Origin of the sequence: Sporosarcina sp. P29 (assembly GCF_002743265.1) — a bacterium.
Lineage (GTDB): Bacteria > Bacillota > Bacilli > Bacillales_A > Planococcaceae > Sporosarcina.
Genome location: NZ_PDYX01000026.1, coordinates 1 through 23,878 on the forward strand (window position 1 = coordinate 1; position 23,878 = coordinate 23,878).

Consider the following 23,878-nt stretch of genomic DNA (forward strand, 5'->3'; position numbering starts at 1 on the left):
CAATCCAACGAAGGCGCCTGCTGTGGTAGGCGTAGCGAAGAGACAAAGACAGGCGAACTTCCTGTCTCTGGCTCCTCGCGAAAGCCATCCACCAGCGCCGAAGTGGGGACAATGAATTCTCCACTTACACTGCCAGCTAAACCACAACCTCCCGATCAAACAAGAAAAAGAAAAAGCAAGTGCAAGAACCACAACCCAAAGCCGCTTATTACGCACCCTAAACAGAAACGTAATCCACAGCCACATACGCACGAACCCTTTTAAAAAACAACCCCTACATGCCACCCCCACTCACTTCCACTAACAACCAAACCCAACAATACACAGTACATAAACGTGCATGTTTTCAACTTACTCGAATTTCGGCTATACTAAGACTAGAAGCAATTTGAGAATAGGATGTGCCAGGATGAGTCATTTAGTAGTAGAGAAATTAACTAAAACAGTTGGAGAAAAAACCCTTTTTAAAGATGTAGAATTTAACTTAAAAAGTGGAGATAAAATAGGTTTGATTGGTATTAACGGTACAGGGAAATCTACGTTGTTATCCATACTCGCTGGACAAGGAAGTGCGGATACAGTCACTATGGATCATCCGAATAAATTCCGTGTAGCATTTTTGCCCCAAGAACCGATTGTCAATCCGGACTTAACGGTGATGGAAGCAGTATTCGAAAGCGATGCACCAGTTATTCGTACAAATCTTAATTACGAAAATGCTTTACAACTACTTACCGAAGATTCTTCAAATGAAGAGTACCAGGAACGTTACTCATTCTATCAAAATGAAATGGATGCATCGGGTGGTTGGGATTTAAACGCACTCGCCCGTACGATATTAATGAAGCTAGGCATCGAGACATTCGATAAGAAAATGGGTGAATTATCAGGTGGGCAACTTAAGCGTGTCGCTCTCGCTAAAGTATTAATCGAACCAGCGGATTTATTATTACTGGACGAGCCGACGAACCATCTGGATGTTGCATCGATTCAGTGGTTGCAAGACTTTTTACAAAATGTTCAAGGGGCCGTATTATTCGTTACACACGATCGGTACTTCTTGGATCAAGTTGCTACGCATATTTACGAATTAGCCGATAAAACACTTTATTCGCATACGGGAAATTATGCAGATTATTTGGAGTCAAAAGCATTGCGTGAAGAGATGTCCGCTGCTTCGGATCAGAAAGACCGAAATCGCTATCGCAGTGAATTGAAATGGATTCGCCGCGGTGCTAAAGCGCGTTCGACGAAACAGAAAGCGCGAATTGACCGCTTTGATGATCTTCAAGCGAAAGTGAAGCAGACTGATGAGTCACTGGACTTTGAAATGGATTTACAAACGACACGTCTTGGTAAAAAAGTGTTGGAAATCAATAATATTACGAAACGATTTGACGATAAAGTGATATTGAACGGTTTTTCCGCTATTCTACAAGCAAAAGAACGTATTGCGATTATCGGACCAAACGGTGTTGGGAAGACGACACTTCTTCAAATGCTGGATGGCACGACAATGCCAGACACCGGTGAGGTCGATAAAGGGTCTACCGTAAAGATTGCTCATTTCCATCAACATTTGCCACCAATGAAGGAAAATCAGCGGATTATTGAGTATATTCGTGAGACGTCCAATGATATTGAATCAGGAGACGGTGAGCGATTGTCTGCGACGCAAATGTTGGAGAGATTCTTATTCCCTTCATCTGCACACGGAACGCCAATTGGTAAGTTATCGGGTGGGGAACGTAAACGTCTCTATTTATTGAAGTTATTAATGGAACAGCCGAACGTTTTACTACTAGATGAGCCAACGAATGACTTGGATCTCGAAACACTTTCTGTTTTGGAGTCGTTCATTGATACGTTCGCTGGAGTAGTAGTGACGATTTCCCACGACCGTTTCTTCTTGGATCGAATCTCACGTAAGTTGTGGATTTTAGATGGCTCAGGTGAAATCGATGTGCGTCTTGGTCTATATTCAGATTACCTTGATGAAAAGAATACAAAAGACGTGAAGCCACAAGCTAAAGTGACGGTTGTTGCTCCGGCTCCAGAAGTTAAAGAACCTAAAAAGAAAATGACATTCGCTGAAAAGAAGCAATACGAAACGATTGAGTCGGATATAGAGAAGATGGAAGAAAAGATAGCAGAAACGGAACAACAGATGACGACTACAGGCTCAGATTATGATCAGCTTCGCCAACTGGATGAGCAGTTAGCATCGCTGAATCAACAATACGAAGAACTAGTTGAGCGTTGGTCTTATTTGCAGGAATTAGCTGATTAATTATATTGGAGGAGATTTTCTTGAAAATCAAATCGATTGAACCCACACCAAGTCCAAATTCAATGAAAATTGTTTTAGATACCCCTTTACCTGATGGAACTAGCCATAACTATAAGAAGAAAGATGAAGCACAGGCACCTGAGCCGATTCGTTCTCTTTTGGCTATCCAAGGAATTAAAGGAATCTATCATGTATTAGACTTTATGGCAGTAGAGCGAATTGGAAATGTTGCGTGGGAATCCATTCTTGCCGAAGTACGTTCTGTTTTAAATGAAGGCGGCGAAACGACCACGCAGGCCGAAGAGCAACAGATAGATGAGCACTTCGGGGAAGTCTATGTGCATGTACAGACATATAAAGAGATTCCGTTGCAAGTGAAAGTATTCAATAGTGATGAAGAATCTAGATTCGGATTAAGTGAACGTTTCATTCAAGCAATGGAAAGCGTTCATCATTCTGAGGTGGAAAACTATATCTTACTTCGGAAGTGGGCAGATTACGGAATCCGTTACGGAGAATTGCAAGAAGTAGGCGAGCAAGTGGTTTTAGAACTTGAAGCCGCGTATCCTGAAACGCGATTACATGAGCTCGTGGAGAAAGCGGAAAAAGCAGACGAGGAAACCATAACTCGTGGAAAGAAAGTGACAGTATCGGAATTTATCGTTCCGGAATGGGAAACACGCTTCCGATTGCTTGATCAAATGCGGGATCCAGACGAGTCAGACTATCCGGTATTGATGATGGCGCTGAAAGACGAGAAAATGTCTATACGCAGACTCGCTACAGTGTATCTTGGTATGATCGAAGACGAATCAGTCATTCCGTATATCGAAAAAGCACTGGAAGACAAAAGTTGGGCGGTTCGCCGTACAGCGGCAGACTGCATGAGCGACCTTGGCTATGTTGGGTTCGAAGCTGCGGCTATCCGTCTGTTACAAGATAAAAACAAGTTGGTCCGTTGGCGTGCAGCTATGTTCCTCTATGAATCTGGAACAGAACAAGCCTTACCTGCACTGCATGAAGCAGAAAACGATAACGAGTTTGAAGTGAAACTGCAAGTTCGTATGGCGATCGCTAGAATTGAAGAAGGCGAAGAGGCAAAAGGTTCAATCTGGCGCCAGATGACTGAAAGAACTAAATAAACTACTCCAGTCCATGAAGATTCATTATGAATCTTCATGGACTTTTTTATAGAATTGTTGACAGAGAATTCAAACGGGTTTATGATAGAGGAAGATATTCGGAAAGGCATTCCGATAATCGTAAAAGTATATATTTTGTGGGAGTAGAAGAATGGAGGGTTTTACATGTTTAAATTAGCTATTGAAAACACAGATGCGCTAAGACCGGCATCTGAAGTAATGGACATCCAACGACTTGGCGTAATGCGCTCAACAAGTCTCAGCTTTTTGCGCATTTTAGTTCGTAAAATGATGCGTGAAGCTTGGGAAATTGAGCAAACGACTTTTGACATAAATGATGAAGGTTACGGTGAAGCGCTTTATAGTATTACTACCCCACAAGGACAGTATACATTTGTCGCATTATCCCGTGAGATCAGCGAAGAAACTCGAAGCGATCGGGTCATTTCTGAAAGATGGGATGTTACATTTGCACTTTGCGATGGAGCGATTTCCGATAAAAAATTGAAACGAATGAAACAAGAACTTCCGAAACAGGAAATGGGCCGGGGAGATGTCACGGATCTCGTATGGTCGCGAGCGAATAAGAGCCAACGTGTTTTTTCTCATGTAGTGGAAGCGCTATCTCAAGGTAAGCAGCCTGATGCAGAAATCATTTACGATATTGGCTATCTATTCCGCACAACTGCAGTCTATGGAAACGGTAAATTTGGAATTGCACCTTATGAACATATGAAAGATAACCATACGTTTAGCGGTGCCTATCTATCTCAAATGTTTGCTGTCTATATGTTGCGCCACTTCAGTTTTGATCTGGTTGAACATATTGCGCGCAAGAACAATCCACAAGCAGCTACATTACATCCTGAAATTAAAAAACTGCTCGGGACAGGCAATGCAACAGGACTTGGAATGGTACCTTACTTGATCTCCCATCCAAAACTTCTCCATCAGTGGATGTGGATTCGTGAAGTAGCATTGGCACGTGCAAAGAAAATGAAGCCAACTGCAGAAGATTGCAAGCGCTTAATTGTGAAACTACAACAAGTTCATACATTCTTTGAAGACGCTCCAATTCCGAATATGGAAGTATTTAAAAATCCAAGGGACTTGGCAACAGAAATCGGAGAGATTTCCAAGTTAGTACAAGACGTTTGTAACACTATAGGAAATTCTAATCATGAAGTAGGCAGACTGTGGTTGGAGTTAACGGAAAAAGTACAAGCGAACTCCACTATGGAAGCACAGGAATTGCTTAACTCAGAACTGATTGATCTCTATCCAGAAGTAATCGTCGACTTAGAGCATCAGACCAACGCGGATGACGGTCTTCATTTGATACCGGAAATGTCCATTGGTTCATTGCGTGAAATTATTCGAAAACAATATCAGTGGGCGTTCCAGTACGATTTCACAAAACCAGAATCAAGACATTATTTCTGGTACCGTTCTGCTGAAAAGGAAGAACCGCGTATTGGAGAACGTGGAATCGATCCGGGTGATGAGTTGTACATGCCGATGAATATTGCAGAACAAGTACAGCAACTAGCTACGGAAATAGAGGTCTGTGATGATGATCTAAAAGTAGCCGCATTCTTACTGAAAAAGCCGGAGCTAAGAGGGATCGTTAGAAGAATCCAATCATTGGACGGTCTGGAGTATGGTGAGATACAAGCGAATCTGACAGGAAAAGATTTACTTCCGGTATATCTATTGCGCTGCAAACTAGCGATATATGGTGCTGAACGTTATGATCCGAAGTCTAATCGTTGGGTACGCATTACGCTATTCCAAGGAGCACCGCTAGTTGAAGAAATCGGAACTACTTCATTCGAAGATGATTGGTTCTATCCATTATTACCGAAAGCGGAGGAGATCAAATGACTGTAGATATGAGAGATATGATTGTTATAGATGCTTTAGAATTAAGTAAGTGGGATCGCGATTTTGTTATCATGTTGCAAAAAGGTGGCGTAACGGCTGTTCATGCTTGCGTTGGACTATGGGAAAACGCTCGTGAAACGTTGACTAAAGTAGCGGAATGGCATCGCTTTTTTAAAGAGAATGACGATTTAATCCTACCGGTGAAAACGGGAGCAGACATTGATGAAGCTAAACGTAGTGGTAAACTCGGAATCATGTTAGGAGCACAAAATACATCCGCTTTAGAAGACGAGCTAGGTCTCGTCTCCGTATTCAATGAGATGGGCGTAAAAATTATGCAGTTGACATACAACAATCAAAATTTGATTGGCAGTAGCTGTTATGAAGAAACAGATCCTGGTCTTTCTCGATTCGGTAAGAATGTGATTAAAGAAATGAACCGAGTAGGAATGGTTATCGATTTATCGCATGTCGGAACGAAGACATCACTCGATACATTGGCACTTTCAAGCCGTCCTGTCGCGATTACGCATGCTAATCCCGATTGGATCTATCCATCTAAACGCAATAAATCAGAGGAAATTCTTTCTGCTTTACGTGATAACAAGGGAGTACTTGGCGTTTGTGCATATCCTCACTTGATCAATGGAGCAGATACAAAACTGGAAGAGTTCTGTGATATGATTGCCCGTACGGCTGATTTCATGGGGATTGACCATGTAGGAATCGGAACGGACTTAACTCATAATATGTCTACGGACTTCCTAGCATGGATGCGTATGGGGCGCTGGACACATGAAATTGATTACGGTGCAGGTTCGAAAGCGAGTCCAGGATGGCCGGATTGGCCGGAATGGTTCCAGACACCAGACGATTTCCCGAATATCGCAAATGGATTAGAAGCTCGTGGTATGACATATGAAGAAATTTCTAAAATAATGGGCGGCAACTGGCACCGGTTCTTTACGGAAGGGTTTAAATCTGAGAAGGAGTTGGCGAAATGCGTGTCTCTCACTTAGAATTATATACTCATTGTAAGAAAATCTTCCAAGCTCTCGGAGTGCCTTATGGTTATGCGGAAGAAGGAGCAGAAACCGTAGCAAATGCCGAGTTCCTCGGACTGTACGGTTTACAACAACTTTACGATGAGCTTGAGGATTTGCAAGGTGAATTCGAAGAGCTGGAAATCTTGAATGAATCGGATTGCGTCACTGTAATAGATGGTGGAAAGCAAAGTGGTATGTTGCTCGGGAAAGCATGTGCTGATTATTTGATTGCACGCTTGGAAGATCAATCGTCCGTAGCAGTGTGCGTCCGGGATGCACGACCATCGCGAGTGCTTGTACAACAAGCGATGTATATATCGAAAAAAGGTTTGGCTAGTATTATTTTATACAAGAAGCCAAGTCATTCATCATTAATTATTTCATCACCGAACTTTGCATTCCCGATCATGGTCCATAAACGTAATAATGAGGATATCATGGAAGGGATCAATAATGAATTAGGACTAACAGGTGATCAGAAATTGAAATTACCATCAGTTACGACAAGATTTTGTATATTTGGTACATCAAATATTGAAAGAATCGATGAAGTAATTGAGCGCTTCGAGAACACAATAGACACATCCTATATTTTAACTACCACAGATGATTTTGAACAACGATGGGAATCTTCGTGGCAATTTGGAACAGAAGTCAGCAGAGAACTGTGGCTTGATTTAAACGAAACAGGCAAGCGCATGCTAGTAGAATCTACTGATCAATCGCGTGAACGCGGTGCAGGAGAAATGGCGTAACATTAATTTAATTACTGGAGGAGACTATACATGATGACAGTTACAAGTGAAGTTAAAGTATTGAAGAACTATATTAACGGTGAATGGGTAGAAACTTCGGGCACAGATATGTTGGAAATCAGAAACCCTGCGAATACAGATGAGTTGGTTGTGAAGGTTCAGCAATCCAATGCTGACGATGCGCAAGCGGCAATCGAAGCAGCAGAAAAAGCATTCCCTGAATGGAGTAAGACACCATCTCCTGCTAGAGGTGAGTATTTATTCAAAATTGCTGCGCTCATGGAAGCGGAAGCAGATGAAATCGCCCGTATCATTGTACAAGAAGAAGGAAAAACATACGCGGATGCATTCAAAGAAGTAAATTATGCGGCGGGTATCGTTAAGTTCTACGCAGGTGAAGGTCGTCGCATGACAGGCCGCATCGTTGAATCGGATATGCCAGGTGTACAGATCGAATTACACAAAGAAGCACTTGGTGTCGTGTTAGTTGTAACACCTTGGAACTTCCCATTGTCTATTCCGGCTTGGAAAATTGCACCAGCTATTCTTAGCGGTAACACGGTCGTATTGAAAGCATCATCTGAAACACCATTGACAGCACAGAAGTTCATCGAAATTGTTGAAAGAGCTGGCGTTCCTGCTGGTGTCGTCAACCAATTAGTAGGACCAGGTCGTTTGGTAACAGATATGATTAATCATCCAGCTGTCAAAGCGATCACATTTACGGGATCGAATCGTGTAGGAAACTTAATTTACAAAGAAGCAGCAAAAGATATGAAGCGTGTATTACTTGAAATGGGTGGTAAAAATCCATTACTAGTTATGGAAGACGCAGATGTGGATGCAGCTGTTCAACTTGCGGTAGCAGGTGGATACGGTCAAACAGGTCAAGCGTGTACAGCGACTAGTCGCGTACTGGTCCACAAAGATATCCGTCAAGAGTTCACGGATAAATTAGTAGAAGCTTCTAAGAAAATTAAAATCGGTAACGGTATGGATGAAGGCGTAACAATGGGACCTCAAGTCAGTGATGGAGAGCGTCAGTCTACATTGGATCTAATTGAAAAAGCAAAAGCTGAAGGTGGCGAAATCCTAACTGGTGGCGGTATTCCTGTATTCGAAGGGTCAGATAAAGGATTCTTCGTAGAGCCGACAGTAATCGGTGGCGTGAAGACAGAAATGACGATTGCGCAGGAAGAAGTATTCGGTCCTGTAATCAGCATCATTGAAATCGAATCGATCGATGAAGCGATCGAAGTAGCGAACGATGTTGCATTTGGTCTGTCCGCAGCGATCTGTACACGTAACCTGACATACATGAACCGTGCGTTGAATGAAATCCAAGCAGGTATTGTCAAAGTGAACATGACAACAACAGGTACGTTCTTCCAAGCACCATTTGGCGGTTATAAGCAATCAAGTACTGGAACATACAAAGAACTCGGCAGCGAAGCGGTTGAATTCTATTGCCAAAATAAAACTCGTTACATCAACAGCAACTAAGTAAGAGTGGATGAAGAAGAGGAATAGAGCAGTCTTTCCTCTTCTTTTCTATTCATCACGTAAAAGGAGTTCATAAATATGACTAAGACACAGGAAGTATCGTCGACAGTGGTGAAGGCCATATCCGTCATCAACTATTTGAATGATGTGTCAGGTCCCCAAGGAGTCAGTGATATTAGTAAAGGTCTCGGTTTATCGACAACGATCGTACACCGTTTATTAACTACACTGAAACTAGAAGGTATGGTGTTTCAAGATCCACGTTCTAAACTGTATACATTAGGGACCATCTTTTTAGACTATGCGAATAAAATCTTGACGGAAATGCCTATTGCACCTGTTGTAGAACCGTGGCTCATGTCGTTACGCAATGAGACAGGAGAAACAGTCGGATTCTACATGCCTACAGGACAAATGCGCATTTGTGTATTGGAGTATGAAAGTCAGCAAGAAATCAGACGCTCAGTTGGAATTGGGAAACGACTACCGCTACATTTAGGTGCAAGTGGAAGAGCAATCCTTGCTTTCCAATCATCTGACCAGCAGGAAAGAGTGCTAGGTACGTTATCTGTACAAGAACGAAATGAACTGGAACATATTTTACAAGAAGTACGAAACCAAGGGTATGCAACAAATGAAGAGGAAATCAGCTCAAACGTTGCGGCATTATCAGTACCCGTGTTTGATAAGCAACATAGCGTCATCGGTGCATTATCTGTATCAGGGCCATTATTCAGATGGAATCGCAAATCGATGGAACCATATATCGCCTCCGTGATCGCAGCAAGCAAGGAAATAACAGACGCATTATAAAAGGATGGGATACTCATGACACCAGAAGATAAATTACAAGAATTAGGTTTGGAACTACCTGAAAAACGCGCAAAAGGCGGAAACTACATATCTTGTGTGCGCACAGGAAATCTTTTATTCCTATCGGGCTCACTGTCATATGATGTACTAGGTAAAGTAGGCGATACATTAACGATAGAAGAGGGTTACGCTGCATCTAGACAGGCAATACTATTTGCACTATCCACTATTAAAGAAGAAGTGGGCGAGTTGTCGAACGTCACAAAGTTTGTGAAGCTTCTCGGCATGATCAACACGGCTTTTGATTTCACTGGACAGGCTAAAGTAATGAACGGTGCTTCGGATTTATTGGTGGAAGTATTCGGTGAAGAAGTAGGTACACACGCACGTACGGCAGTTGGAATGATGTTGCCACGCGGTGCAGCAGTGGAAATTGATGTCATTGTAGAAGTGAAGTAAGAAAATGGAGAAGTTTTCTCCATTACATGAAAGTAAGCGGTTACACACAAATGCAGCCTAGAGGAGGTAAAACTTTGAATAAGTACGTATCAAAAACGGACCGTCCCGTTTTATTTATTAGCGGTGGATTGCTTGTAGCATTTGTCGTCGCATCATTTATTAACTTGGATTTCGTTGCAAACATAGTAGATTGGGCATTTGCATTTGCGGTGAAATACTTTGGAGCGTTCTGGCAATTATTATTATTGGGTACATTTTTCATTGCGCTATTCCTGGCATTCTCTAAGTACGGGCAGATTCGCTTAGGTGGAATGAATAAGCCGGAAATTGGTTATTTTAAATGGCTAGCTATGATCATGACGACATTGCTTGCGGGGGGCGGAGTTTTTTGGGCGGCTGCAGAACCGATGTATCACTTTTTGGATCGTCCTCCATTGTTCACAGGAGTCGAATCAGCAACGGAAAGTGCTATTATTCCGGCATTTTCCCAGTCCTATTTGCATTGGGGATTTCTTGCCTGGTCGATCCTCGGGACATTAGGGACGATTGTGCTAATGTATGCGCATTATTCGAAAGGGATGCCGTTAAAACCACGTACATTGCTTTACCCAATCCTTGGTGAAAAGATTATGCGTAAAAGCGCTCTAGGTACTACTATTGATGCGTTTTCTGTCATTGCTGTAGCTGCCGGCACAATTGGACCGATCGGATTTCTCGGTCTGCAGGCAGCTTATGGAATGGAAGCTTTATACGGCGTGCCCAATACGTTAACGACTCAGATCCTCATTATTGTCGGGGTAGTGGCGATTGCTACTGTTTCGGCGGTAACGGGTTTACGTAAAGGGATTCAATTCTTGAGTAATTTGAATGTCATCATCACATTGATTTTGATGGTCGCGATCCTCATTCTTGGACCGGGCGGATTTATCATCAATACATTCATTTCATCATCAGGTGTGCATCTTCAAGAGTTCTTTGGCATGGCGACATTCCGAGGTGATTCTAGTTGGCTTGGATCATGGACGATCTTTTTCTGGGGCTGGTTCCTCGGTTATGGACCGATGATGGCGATTTTTATCGCTACGATTACACGCGGACGTACGATTCGCGAGCTCGTATTAGCTGTTTCCATTACGGCACCAATTGTCACCGCATTCTGGTTCACTACTGTCGGTGGGGCAGGTATATTTTACGAAATGGCTCAGCCAGGTGTAATATCCGAAGCATTGAATACATCCGGAATGCCTGCAGCGATGATTGCCATTACCGAGCAACTGCCGTTGAATGTGATCATTGGACCACTGTTTCTTCTCGTCACAATTCTATTCGTTGTCACAACAGGCGACTCCATGGCGTATACGATTTCGGTTGCTATTACGGGGGACGGCCATCCACCCAAAATTATGCGTGTATTCTGGGCAGTGATTATGGGAGCGGTGGCAAGTGTACTATTGATGATTAGTGAAGGCGGAGTGGAAGCCATCCAATCCTTTATTGTAGTCACTGCGATACCGGTCTCACTCCTACTGCTACCGACATTCTGGGCAGCCCCAAAAGCTGCCAAACTATTATACGCTGAACAATTCGGAGAAGAAGCGCCAGCGGAAAATGTAGAAATTAATTCAGCTAGTTTAATGAATGAAAATGAGGCTGTGCAAGATGAAGTACACTAAATAGCAAGTTTATCATGATTCATTAGTAACCTTGTCGATCCGGCAAGGTTTTTTTATATAACAAAATCACTAAAAGAGTATACTTTGAACAAGGACTAAAGGTATACTGTTAGTCTACTTATAATTTACTAGGAGGGCTTACAAAGTGAAGAAGTCTGCAAGTATTGCGATGAAATTATCAGCACTCATTATCGCATTATTCTTATTATTGTTTTTAGTCTACTCAGTTGTCACGAGCGTCATGTTACATAAACAAAGCATTAAAGATGCTGAAGAATTTGCATTAGAAAGTGCAAATAAAAATTCACTCGTTCTCAGTGCAAAACTGAATGAAACAAATGAAATGTTGCGCACAACGAGTCACATATTGGAAACATTACAAGCGACTGGGGATATGAAGCCAGATGAAATTATTCGTATCATCAAAAGCAATTTGCAAAAAAATGATGACGCGACTGGGATGGCTGCGGTAGTCAATCAGTCTGCATTCGCTGAGGGAGAAGTCATACCAAAGAATTTACTTGATGAAAATCAGCAATTCATTCCATATATCTTTAAGCAGGATAATACGACTAATGTGGAACCGCTAAGTGGAATGGATGATGCGACAGCAAACAGCTGGTATACCGTTCCCCAAAAAGAAGCACGTGCCATTTTGACAGAACCTTATCCGTATGAAACGAATGGTCAAACGATTCTCATGACTACTATTTCAGTACCCATGCTTGATGCTTCAGGAAACTATTTTGGTTTATTGACAACCGATTTATCTATAGATTTCTTAACGGATGTAGTGAAGACGATTCAACCAAAAGGCGGTTATGCGTCTGTCATTACAGATGCTGGTTATATTACAGCGAACAGTTTGAAGCCAGAATTGAATAATAGTAATATGGCGGATGCGATTGATTGGAATAGTGCTAAAGTAGATCTGAACCAAGGTGAATTGGCAAGTATGTATGTAGATTCTCAAAGTCTGCATGAACAAGCATTTAATGCGTTTGCTCCGATTAACTTAAAAGGTATTAATGAGAAGTGGTCAGTACAAACGGTCACACCAAGATCTGAGATTCTAGATACGTTTACTACTATTTTATGGATTACGATCATATCTGCCATTGTCATCGTGTTACTGATGTCAAGTGCATCTACAATCTTCATTTATCGACAATTGAGACCGTTGAAAACGTTACAACAATCTATGGAAACCGCTGCCGCTGGCGATTTGACCATGCTGGTAGATGAACAGAAAATCCATCACGATGAGATAGGCTTAGTGGCGCTTGCCTATAATGATATGTTGCGTCGGACAAATGCGGCCCTACAAACTGTACAACTGTCTTCGGGGCAGCTAAGTGATTCATCAGCACAGGTCACACAAGCCTTCGAAGAGTTAGTCGCTGCCAATCAGGAAGTATCAGTAGCTACGGATGAAATCGCACAAGGGGCTTCCAAGCAATCAGAAGACACTGAAGTGACAAGCTTACGGATTTCTGATTTAGCAGACCGTATGGATCACATCCACACTATGTTCATGATGATGAATCAGCTATCCACAGACGCGTCCAGTTCTGCGGAAAATGGAATGACCGAAGTGAAAAAACTACGGGATCATAATACGACGGCTAATGAAGTCAATAAAAAAGTGCAACTTCAAATAGCCACACTGACCAATAAAATTTCATCTATTAATCAGGTCATTCAAACATTGCATGGTATTACGGCAAGCACGAATCTTCTGGCGCTCAATGCGAGTATCGAAGCGGCGCGAGCGGGTGAGAGTGGGAAAGGGTTTGCGGTTGTTGCGAATGAAGTACGTCAGCTAGCGGAACAATCCCGAAGAGAAACTGAAGTAATTCAAGAAACCGTAAAAGAAATTTTATCAGAATCCCAGCAGACGGTTGATGTCATTGAACTGAATATGAAGTCAATGGATGGACAAAATCAGTCCGTTACCGATACAGAAGAGTCGTTTGTACAAAATGCCGGCATTATCGATCAAATTCGTGAATCAATTACGGAGCTATCCGAAAAACTTGCTGAAATGATGGAATATAAAGACGACGCCATTTTAGCCATCCAAAATGTCTCTGCCATTTCCGAGCAGACGGCTGCATCTTCTGAACAAGTAAGTGCATCAGCTGCCGCACAGCAAGGTGAGTTGGAACAAGTAGCAGATTCCACAAATCAAATGAACCAGATCGCTCTGGAACTGCGAAGTGTTGTTGATCGATTCAAATTAGCGTAAGTCAGTAGAAAATCGGCAGAAGTGGTATAGTCCACTTCTGTTTTTGTCTGAATTGAGGTTCCGTTAAATAAGTTTTATAGAGACAAGAAAAAATTAACGAGTAGAATGAAAGAATATACTAATATCCTAAGAGAGAGATGAAGCCAAGTGTTACGTTTATTTAATAAGGAAAAAAATCAAACTTCGGTACAGGAGATGGAGCACCCCGAACAGCAAAGTACTGGTATTATATCGTTAGAAAAATATCCCGCTGTATTACAGCAACTGCGAATGATTAATCTGACAGAACAAGATTTGAAGTTTCTTTCTTGTATGCAAATGCAAATACAACCTGTTTTACCTATAATGACGAATCGTTTCTACCAAGCAATGGACGGTCAGCCACACCTACTACATATCATTGCAGAACATAGTAGTATGGATCGCTTAAAAGGATCATTAACGAAACATATGCAGTCCATATTTCAAGGGAAGATAGACGAGAGCTATTTGAAACAACGTCGCGTTATAGCGAAAGTCCATGTACATATCGGTTTAGAACCCAAGTGGTATTTAGCGGCAGTTGAATCATTGTACGAAGAGTTTTTCGCTTTTATTGAACGACAGGACTTACCCAAGAAAAGACAATTTAATACATTGCGTGCTTTTATGAAAGTGATGAACTTTGAACAACAATTGGTTTTGGATGCGTATGAAGAAGAGAATAAAATCAACCGACAGAAAGTGGAAGATTCTAAAGCGGTTGTGAAGGGGCAAGTGTTGAATACGTCCCAGAATCTAGCTGCGATTAGTGAGCAGACGAATGCTTCAACCGAAGAGCTTTCCAAAAAAGTACACATGTTGGAAAATATGATGGTTCAAAACTTGAAATTTGTTACGGAGACAGAGAAAACTTCGGTGGTAGGAAAGAAATTGGTGATTACTCAATCTGAACAATTCGACCAAATGGTTGAGCATACTTCGGGTTTCATGGATAGGATGAAGGCGTTGCATCATTCATCTGAGCAAATAAGGGGTGTCGTGACACTCATTACGTCCATTGCCGATCAAACAAACTTACTCTCATTAAATGCAGCCATTGAAGCAGCACGGGCTGGTCAGCATGGTAAAGGATTTGCTATAGTTGCGGCTGAAGTGCGAAATTTGTCGATCGAGACTAAACAAGCAATAGGCAAAGTGACGGGCATGATTGAAAGCACCAATAGCCATATAGCCGAGATGTCTAAATTTATGAAGCTAATGGAACAGTTGATCCAGAACAGCGCGAAAGAGAATGTGCTAGTGACCCAATCATACGACGGGATTGTCGGTGCGGTAAGTGGTATGAAGCAACAGACTGCCGAGTCTCGCATATCCATCGAAAACACGGTTCAAATTTTGGAAGAGATTAATCAGGCCATTGAAAGTATCGCCCATTCATCGGATGGTTTAATACATTTAGCGGAAGATTTATAAGCTAACCTACCTTTCTATTATGCATAAGGCATCACTTTTGGTACACTGAGCAAATAAATACGTTCATTATGAAGGTAGGTGTGTGTATGGAAGAAGCAGCACTGATTAGCATCGTAGCCATATTGGCGCTCGGTATTTTCTCGCAATGGCTAGCCTGGAAAATACAATGGCCTTCCATTTTCATCATGTCGATCGCGGGCTTATTGATCGGTCCCATATTTGGCTGGGTGAATCCAGAAGTGGCATTGGACGAGCTGTATAGTCCGCTCATTTCACTAGCAGTTGCTATTATTTTATTTGAAGGAAGTTCTAATCTAGACTTTCGGGAAATTAAGGACATTTCGAAGTCCGTTTTCCGAGTCGTTACATTGGGCGCATTTTTAGCCTGGATTCTAGGATCCTTTACGGCGCATTTCATTGCCGGGTTAACATGGGAAGTGTCGTTCATCATTGGAGGTCTCTTTGTTGTGACGGGGCCGACAGTAATTATTCCATTGCTACGTAATGCAAAACTAAAGGCCCGAACCGCGGCCGTTTTGAAATGGGAAGGGATTATCGTTGATCCCGCTGGTCCGTTACTTGCATTATTTGCGTATGAAGTAATTAAAGTATTAACAAATGAACACTTATCGATGAATTACTTATTGAACTTCTTTGGGGGCGCTGCACTTGCCGCGCTTCTCGGATTAGCAATGGGCTTGTTGATTAGTGTGATGGCACATAGAGGACAGTTTCCCGAGTACTTGAAATCACCTGTCATATTGGCATTTGTACTGTTGTGCTTTACGATGGCAGAAGTCATCATGCACGAAACGGGAATGCTTGCAGTGACGGTTATGGGTCTAGTTCTTGGTCGCACGAAACGCTATGTTTCGTCAATCGGTAACGTTGGCCATTTTGTTGAGAATGTTTCCGTCATGTTAACGTCGACGGTCTTTATTTTACTAACAGCATCACTCGGAAGAGAAACGCTCTCACAAATTTTCACGTTACCGATCATTGGATTTGTATTGGTTATGTTATTCGTTGTGCGTCCACTATCCATATGGATTTCTACGATAGGCACCGAATTGGTCTGGAGAGAGAAGTTGCTGATCGGCTGGATAGCACCTAGAGGAATTGTCGCATTGACTGTTGCGGGGTATTTTGCTGCGACACTTGCAGAAGACGGGTATGAAGAAGCTACTTTGCTAACCGCACTGACCTTTGCTCTCGTCTTTATTACGGTAACCGCTCATGGATTTACACTCGGACCACTAGCGAAAAAGCTAAACTTAGCGAGTAATGAGCCACCGGGTGTGTTAATTGTTGGAGCAAGCAGTTTTTCGATTGCATTAGCTGCGCAATTAAAAGAGATGAAAATACCGGTACTGATTGTCGATCCTTCACAAGGACGATTGCGCCCAGCGAACGAAGCGGGTATAGATACATTTACCGGGCAAATGTTATCGGAACGGTCACGCTTCTCCATTGACTTGGCACCGTATGATACGATTTTGTCGATGACAGGAGATGCGTCTTATAACGCATTGATCACGCAGTCATTTGCGCCTGAATTCGGTTTTAACAACACGTTCTCGTTGACGGCTGTATCCAACCATACGATGAGTAAATCCGCGTTGCCGATTTCATTAAAAGCGCATTTATTGTTCGAAGAGGGAGCTACTTTCCCAGAGTTAAACCGCAAGATCAATACGGATTATGAAATTGGTTTGTATGAGTGGGAAAGCACGGAGACGGACTTGGCGTTCAAGGAGATTATTCCTGATTCGGCGACTGCGTTGTTTGTGAAGAAGAAAAATGATACGTTGGCATTTGCTACGCTTCAGAAGAAGATTTCGTTGGATGCTGGCGATCAGTTGGTGGTGTTGAAGCTGAAGTCTGGTGTTCCTGCTAATGTATAAGTGGATTAGGCTGTCAAAGTGTGTTTCTGACTTTGACAGTCTTTTTTTGCGTGTATTATCCTACTAGAAAACGCGTTTGGCAGGAAAGACTAGGGGGCTGTGGGTCTTTGTGACTTTTTGTTGGGTCGTTGCTCGACTGGTGGTTGGGTACTGAAGTTAGTGAGTGTCTGCTTTCTGGACCCGCGCAGGCACGTGGGGGATTGCCTCCAGCCAGGAGCCAGCTGGCGGTGGTGCTGCCAGTTGTCTCCTGGCCACGGCCTACCCCGCCGTTGTGCCTGCGCTACTAAGTGGTAGTTATTCTGGTTGTGGTTCTTATAGGATGAAGATCAGTGACATCGTGATATCTAGTATGTATTTCTAGCAAAAGAAGTGTAAGAACTGCCGTACAGCCATCCACCAGCGCCGTAGTGGCGACAATGGACTCGCCACTTACATAGACAGCTAAACCACAAACTACTGATCAAACAGGAAAAGAATAAGCACGTGCAAGAACCACAACCCATTGCCGACTATTACGTACTTTAAACAGAAACATAATCCGACAGCACTTACGCACTAATGCCATTAAAACAACTATACGAACTGCCGTACAGCCAATCCAACGAAGGCGCCTGCTGTGGTAGGCGTAGCGAGGAGACAAAGACAGGCGAACTTTCCTGTCTATGGCTCCACGCGAAAGCCATCCACCAGCGCCGTAGTGGGGACAATGGACTCACCACTTACATAGACAGCTAAACCACAAACTACTGATCAAACAGGAAAAGAATAAGCACGTGCAAGAACCACAACCCATTGCCGCTTATTACGTACTTTAAACAGAAACGTAATCCGACAGCACTTCAACGAGTAAAAACAACAACCCGAACTGCCCTACACCCAATCCAACGAAGGCGCCTGCTGTGGTAGGCGTAGCGAGGAGACAAAGACAGGCCTTGTCTATGGCTCCTCGCGAAAGCCATCCACCAGCGCCGTAGTGGGGATAATGGACTCACCACTTACATAGACAGCTAAACCACAAACTACTGATCAAACAGGAAAAGAATAAGCACGTGCAAGAACTACAACCCATTGCCGCTTATTACGTACTTTAAACAGAAACGTAATCCGACAGCACTTCAACGGGTAAAAACAACAACCCGAACTGCCCTACACCCACTCCAACGAAGGCGCCTGCTGTGGTAGGCGTAGCGAGGAGACAAAGACAGGCGCACTTTCCTGTCTCTGGCTCATCGCGAAAGCCATCCACCAGCGCCGAAGTGCGGACAATGGACTTGCCACTTACATAGACAGCTAAACCACAACCTCCTGATTAACCAGGAAAAGAAAACGCACGTGCAAGAACCACAGCCCAACGCCGCTTATTACGCACAATTAACAGAAACATAATCCGACAGCACTTCGCCAGCCAAGCAGCCAGAAAAGAACATCACGATGTCGGTTCAACATTCAAAACCGTCAAATCCTCGCTATTCTTCAACAACTCAATAAACACCTGCAACGCCTTCGTTTGAAACGGCGAATTCGTCACAATAGAGAAATGACGCTTGAATGGGGTTCCTTTCACCGATAGCGTCGTCAAATCACCATAGCGCAATTCCTTTTGAATCGCCCACTGTGACAATAAACTAACGCCGAGTCCTGCTTCGACAGATTCTTTAATCGGCTGTGTGCTGCTGAACTGCATAATACGCTTTGGATAGAATCCAGACTGGGAGAAGAATAACTCTGCCGCTTCGCGTGTACCTGAGCCTTCTTCGCGTAAAAGCCAAATATCATCTTCTAATTCAGTAATGGATTGACGCCCTGTTTTCTGTGAAAGCGGATGATCGATAGAAGTCACGATGTACATTTCGTCTTCTGCAAAGTCTTCATTTTGAAGTGGTGCAGCTTCTTTGAAATGTCCTTCGATTAATCCGACGTCGAGCTGGTGCGTGATGACTAACTCCGCGATGTCTGCTGTATTGCCAATGGTGACTTGTGGTTCAATCGATGGATAGTCTGCGACTAGTTTAGACAGAATATGGGGGAGGACATACTCACCGAATGTGTAGCTTGCCCCAATCGTAAGAGGGCCGCTAGCTTTATTGGCCAAGTCATCGACTAAGTTTTGCATTTTGGTATACAGTCCCGCAATTTCTTTTGCGTGATGATAGACAATTTCTCCCGCTTGGTTCAGACGTACGTATTTATTAGTCCGTTCAAGCAATCGCACCCCAATGGTTTCTTCGAATGAACGAATGTATTGACTGACAGCGGGTTGAGTCATATGTAGTTCTTCCGCTGCTCTAGAGAAGTTCTTTTGCTCGGCTACCTCGATGAATACTTGCAGTTGCTGATCGATAGGGAACGACTCCTTTCATGTATATAGAATTACTTATCATACCTATTATAAATAGTTATTTCTCTTATAGCTAGCCATTTTATATACTACTAGTAGGAGGTGTTGTCATCGTGGTTTCTTCAGATATGACTTCAGAACAGCATACACCACAACGTCCATCCAAATGGAGAGCGTGGATAGGTGGAGTAGCATTTACATTCTTTATTGCATTTTTAGGTTATTTATTAGCAAAAGTACCAGGTTTCGATCATATCGGACAATTGGCATGCGCCATTATTATCGCGGTGGCATACCGACAGTTTTTCGGCTATCCTGAAATAATCCGAAGCGGGATTGCTTTCTCATCGAAACGCTTGCTTCGCGCAGCTATCATTTTATACGGTTTGAAATTAAATATAGATACGGTTTTAAGCGACGGGCTCGGCTTACTTGCTCGAGATGTAGGTGTCATCATTTTCGCCATTTTCATGACAATTTGGCTCGCTAAAGTATTCAAAGCAGATAAAAACATCTCCTTGCTTTTAGGTGTCGGGACAGGAGTTTGCGGTGCAGCTGCCATTGCAGCAGTGGCGCCGATTATTAAGGCAAAAGATGAAGACACAGCAATAGGCGTAGGGATCATCGCATTGATGGGTACGGTGTTTGCGATTGGCTACACGATTCTGCGTCCCATTCTTCCGCTTGATTCAATCGAGTACGGAATGTGGGCTGGAATCAGTCTACATGAAGTTGCGCATGTAGCTTTGGCTGGAGCACCGGCAGGAGAAGACGGCTTAGCCATTGCTTTACTGGCCAAACTTGGTCGTGTATTTCTATTAGTACCGCTCTGCTTCATTTTAATATTTATCATGAAACGTAAACATAAAGACACTGACGAAACGGGCAATAAAATTGAATTTCCATGGTTCCTTGTAGGCTTTATCATTCTAAGTATTCTAGGAAGCTATGTGTTCGGTCACTCCATTCCTGTCTCAGACAACGTAATGGAAGGCGTCTTCACATTGACCACATGGTTACTAACAGCGGCTATGGTAGGACTTGGTCTCAATGTTAGTCTGCGAGATTTAAAAGATCGCGCTATGCGACCACTGGCTGCGATGACAGTAACATCCATACTACTATCGGTCATCGCGTACTTTATTATTTGATTCGGTGTAGCTATAAAAAGCTAGCTTCAGAGAAATTCTCCAAAGCTAGCTTTTTTGTTTGACTTTATTTAGTCCACCCCCTAAACTATTAATTATTGGTTTAGGGGGTGGACTACTTTGAAAGATCAACTTCAAGAAGCGGTAGAACTATTTGAAGAAGTCATGATCTACGGCACGGAACACGTCGTGAAAAACTTGGATGTTCCAATCTGGAAAGACTACTCACCAGAACAAATCCAAGTTCTGAAAATACTTTCTGCCTATGGCCACCTTTCAAGCGGGCAACTAGCAGAGATTCAAGGCGTACATAAAAGTGCCATTTCCACACGTCTCAAGAAACTAGTCGAAAAAGATCTAGTACAGTCTGAAAAAGACTTGAACGATCAGCGGATCAATCGAATTTCATTGACCGCAAAAGGCCACGAAGTACTATCTGTTTCCAATGCGGCAATAAATGAAAGCATTGAAAACCTGTTTACAGATCAAATTGATGAGCAGGAGTTGGAACAATTCATCAAGACATTTCGTAAACTTAAATCAATTTTAGTGACGAAGGAGAGATAACGCGTGAAAACGATATTAAAATTCAAATGGCCTATTGCGGTCGGTATCGTAATACTGACTGCAGTTTTATTTATACTAGCACCTGACTTGGCAAAGCAGGCGGAAAAAGCAGGATCCTTCCAGTTGCTCGACTCAGCAGATTCCCAAAAGGCTGCACAAATGCTAGAAGATGCGGGTGAAGCAGATGAAACCATCTCGCTAGTTTATGATCTCAATCAACCGGCAGATAAAGTAAAGAAACAAGAAATCTCTGCGACTGCCAAAGAGATTACGGGTGCTAGCAAGATTGTGACGGATGTTCTAGATCCGTTTGAAAGTGAAGAAATGGAAGCTCAGCTCGTTTCCGAAGATCGGAAAATTGTATTGCTTCCGATCACGGTAGACGGAACAGATGATGAAATCATTCAGTTGGCTGAAAAAATAAAAAAAGATATCGTCTCTACAGAAGATAAAGTGTATATGACGGGCGAAGCAATCATTAATAATGACGTCAATGAAAGTGCGCAAGAAGGGCTGAAAAAGACTGAAATTATTACGGTTGTATTGATTTTTGCTTTATTGCTCATAGTTTTCCGTTCGATTGTGACACCATTTGTTCCATTAGTGGCGGTAGGGATCACCTATTTGTTAAGTCAGTCATTCGTGGCGTTCTTCATTGACTGGTTTGGGTTTCCGGTTTCGAACTATACCCAGATATTCTTAGTGGCGATTTTATTCGGACTTGGAACGGATTATTGTATTCTGTTATTAAGTCGTTATAAAGAAGAGTTATTAGCTGGTCATGAAGTGGAAGAAGCCATTATCAATACGTATAAAACGGCAGGACGCACACTGTTCATCAGTGCACTGGCGGTATTTATCGGTTTCGCGGCAATCGGATTTGCGGACTTCCCGATATTTAAATCGGCAGTCGCAGTAGCAGTTGGGATCGCGGTGTTGATGCTCGTTCTATTTACTGTCGTACCACTGTTAATGTCTATTTTAAAAGACAAATTATTCTGGCCTGCAAAAGGTGCAGCTACACATAAAGATAGTAAATTGTGGATTGCATTCAGTAAATTATCCGTTATGCGTCCACTACTTTCCATGTTAATCGTAGCGATCATCACAATCCCACTATTATTGACGTACGACAATGATTTATCATTCAATACGGTAGATGAAATTGATGGAAGTAAAGAGTCTGTAATGGGATTAAATCTTATTTCAGATGCTTTTGGTGAAGGAGATTCACTACCCGTACAAGTATTGTTAAAGAAAGATTCCCCAATTGTTAAAGAAGGGGATATTACCTATTTAGAAGCGATTTCTCGAGACTTGGAGAAAGTAGAAGGAGTCAAAAGTGTTCGTACGGTTACACGACCAACTGGTGAATTGTTGGAAGACTTATATGTAGATCATCAAATCGGTTTGATGGCAGACGGTTTGAAACAAGCGAATGATGGGATACAAGAAATTCGTTTAGGATTGGCAACGGTGCAGTATAATTTACGCGACGCAGCTAATCAATTGCCTTCAGGCGGAACGGGTGGCGGTGGCGGACTAATCCAAGCCGCAAACGGTATTGAACAAATCAACGGTCAGCTAGCGCAGATTTCTGGTGGACTGCAACAAGGACTTCCTGCGGCACAAGCAGCTGGAGGGTTGGATGCTTTAGGTAATGAATTGGATAAGATCAGTAAAGGCATTGCTGGAGCTGGATCACAAATCAACCAAAGTGGTTCGCAAATTGGCCAATTAAAAGGTGGTTTGAAGCAACTAGGTAGTGGTGTCAAAGCTTCCAAGGATGGTTTAGCTGAAGTGACGACAGGTCTTCAAGAAATTGCGGTTATGCTCGATGATATGGCGGATACGAAAAGTGTGCGCGACACGGGTTTATTCATTCCAAAAGGGACGCTCGATAATGAAGAGTTTACACCCGTCATTGACCGCTATACATTCGATGACGAAAAAGGCATCCTGATGGAAGTCATCTTGAAGGAAAACCCGTATTCTCGTGAAGCGATTTCGACGGTACATGATATTAAAGATTCGGTGAAGCGCTCGGTTATCGGTACGCCATTTGAAGATGCAGATCTAGCTTTTAGTGGTATTTCAAGCATGAACTCGGACTTGAGTGATATTTCATCCGCTGACTTTACGCGTACTGTCACCATTATGTTAGTAGGGTTATTCATCGTTCTGTTTGTCTTATTCCGTTCGGCGATCATGCCATTGTATATGATTGGTTCATTATTGCTAACATATTACACGGCAATATCTATTACGGAATTGATCTTCGTCAATGGTCTTGGCTATGACGGAATCAGTTGGGCGGTTCCATTCTTCGGATTTATTATGCTGATTGCGCTTGGCGTAGATTACTCGATCTTCTTACTCGATCGTTTCCGCGAAGAAAGTATCGGGGGTATGAAGGTCAGGGAAGCTTTGATGTATTCTATGGCGAAGATGGGTACGGTAATTATTACAGCAGCTGTGATTTTAGCAGGGACATTCGGTGCAATGATGCCTTCAGGTGTCTTGAGTCTCATGCAAATCGCAACGATTGTTATTTCAGGATTACTGCTTTATGGTTTAATTATTCTACCACTGTTAATTCCGGCTATTACGGTTTCGTTCGGCCGCGGTGTTTGGTGGCCGTTTAGAGGATAAA

Annotated in this window: 16 protein-coding genes; 15 read left to right on the forward strand and 1 reads right to left on the reverse strand. The window is 42.8% G+C overall.

Features of this window, described 5'->3' with window-relative positions; translation table 11 throughout:
* Positions 1-409: 409 nt before the first annotated feature.
* From CSV68_RS14920 to CSV68_RS14975, 12 genes are all read left to right on the forward strand, one after another.
* On the forward strand, positions 410-2,290 hold the full coding sequence (locus CSV68_RS14920; RefSeq protein WP_099635505.1) for an ABC-F family ATP-binding cassette domain-containing protein: 1,881 nt from the start codon (positions 410-412) through the stop codon (positions 2,288-2,290).
* Positions 2,291-2,310: 20 nt separating this feature from the next.
* The gene (locus CSV68_RS14925; protein WP_099635506.1) at positions 2,311-3,432 is read left to right on the forward strand and encodes a virulence factor; all 1,122 of its coding nucleotides are present in this window, start codon (positions 2,311-2,313) and stop codon (positions 3,430-3,432) included.
* Between the two features lie 165 nt (positions 3,433-3,597).
* On the forward strand, positions 3,598-5,316 hold the full coding sequence (locus CSV68_RS14930; RefSeq protein WP_099662534.1) for a hypothetical protein: 1,719 nt from the start codon (positions 3,598-3,600) through the stop codon (positions 5,314-5,316).
* A complete protein-coding gene (locus CSV68_RS14935) occupies positions 5,313-6,335 on the forward strand; it encodes a membrane dipeptidase (protein ID WP_099635508.1) in 1,023 nt (340 codons plus the stop codon). The genes CSV68_RS14930 and CSV68_RS14935 overlap by 4 nt, the downstream gene beginning before the upstream one ends.
* Positions 6,317-7,117, forward strand: a complete 801-nt coding sequence (locus tag CSV68_RS14940) for a DUF3726 domain-containing protein (RefSeq protein WP_099662535.1) — start codon at positions 6,317-6,319, stop codon at positions 7,115-7,117. Before CSV68_RS14935 ends, CSV68_RS14940 begins: the two co-directional genes overlap by 19 nt.
* A gap of 30 nt (positions 7,118-7,147) precedes the next feature.
* Positions 7,148-8,620, forward strand: coding sequence for an aldehyde dehydrogenase family protein (locus CSV68_RS14945; protein WP_233190513.1), 1,473 nt, complete (start codon positions 7,148-7,150; stop codon positions 8,618-8,620).
* A 78-nt stretch (positions 8,621-8,698) separates the two neighbouring features.
* The gene (locus CSV68_RS14950) at positions 8,699-9,433 is read left to right on the forward strand and encodes an IclR family transcriptional regulator (protein WP_099635510.1); all 735 of its coding nucleotides are present in this window, start codon (positions 8,699-8,701) and stop codon (positions 9,431-9,433) included.
* 15 nt (positions 9,434-9,448) lie between these two features.
* Positions 9,449-9,892 (forward strand): RidA family protein, encoded by a 444-nt coding sequence (locus tag CSV68_RS14955; protein WP_099635511.1) that lies wholly within the window; start codon positions 9,449-9,451, stop codon positions 9,890-9,892.
* Between the two features lie 74 nt (positions 9,893-9,966).
* A complete protein-coding gene (locus CSV68_RS14960) occupies positions 9,967-11,565 on the forward strand; it encodes a BCCT family transporter (protein WP_233192940.1) in 1,599 nt (532 codons plus the stop codon).
* A gap of 145 nt (positions 11,566-11,710) precedes the next feature.
* Positions 11,711-13,813 (forward strand): methyl-accepting chemotaxis protein, encoded by a 2,103-nt coding sequence (locus CSV68_RS14965; RefSeq protein WP_099662536.1) that lies wholly within the window; start codon positions 11,711-11,713, stop codon positions 13,811-13,813.
* A gap of 147 nt (positions 13,814-13,960) precedes the next feature.
* Positions 13,961-15,268, forward strand: coding sequence for a globin-coupled sensor protein (locus CSV68_RS14970; protein ID WP_099662537.1), 1,308 nt, complete (start codon positions 13,961-13,963; stop codon positions 15,266-15,268).
* 86 nt (positions 15,269-15,354) lie between these two features.
* A complete protein-coding gene (locus CSV68_RS14975; protein ID WP_143561014.1) occupies positions 15,355-17,172 on the forward strand; it encodes a cation:proton antiporter in 1,818 nt (605 codons plus the stop codon).
* Positions 17,173-18,598: 1,426 nt separating this feature from the next.
* Here CSV68_RS14975 and CSV68_RS14980 read toward each other — a convergent pair.
* Positions 18,599-19,513: a LysR family transcriptional regulator gene (locus tag CSV68_RS14980; RefSeq protein ID WP_099635022.1), complete on the reverse strand. Its 915-nt coding sequence runs from the start codon at positions 19,511-19,513 to the stop codon at positions 18,599-18,601.
* A 125-nt stretch (positions 19,514-19,638) separates the two neighbouring features.
* Between CSV68_RS14980 and CSV68_RS14985 the strand changes: the two genes are divergently transcribed.
* From CSV68_RS14985 to CSV68_RS14995, 3 genes are all read left to right on the forward strand, one after another.
* A complete protein-coding gene (locus CSV68_RS14985) occupies positions 19,639-20,661 on the forward strand; it encodes a YeiH family protein (protein WP_099662544.1) in 1,023 nt (340 codons plus the stop codon).
* Positions 20,662-20,778: 117 nt separating this feature from the next.
* Positions 20,779-21,225 carry a MarR family winged helix-turn-helix transcriptional regulator gene (locus tag CSV68_RS14990; RefSeq protein WP_099635023.1) on the forward strand — a complete coding sequence of 149 codons (447 nt, stop codon included), beginning with the start codon at positions 20,779-20,781 and terminating at the stop codon, positions 21,223-21,225.
* Between the two features lie 3 nt (positions 21,226-21,228).
* Positions 21,229-23,877 carry an MMPL family transporter gene (locus CSV68_RS14995; RefSeq protein ID WP_099635024.1) on the forward strand — a complete coding sequence of 883 codons (2,649 nt, stop codon included), beginning with the start codon at positions 21,229-21,231 and terminating at the stop codon, positions 23,875-23,877.
* Position 23,878 lies beyond the last annotated feature (1 nt).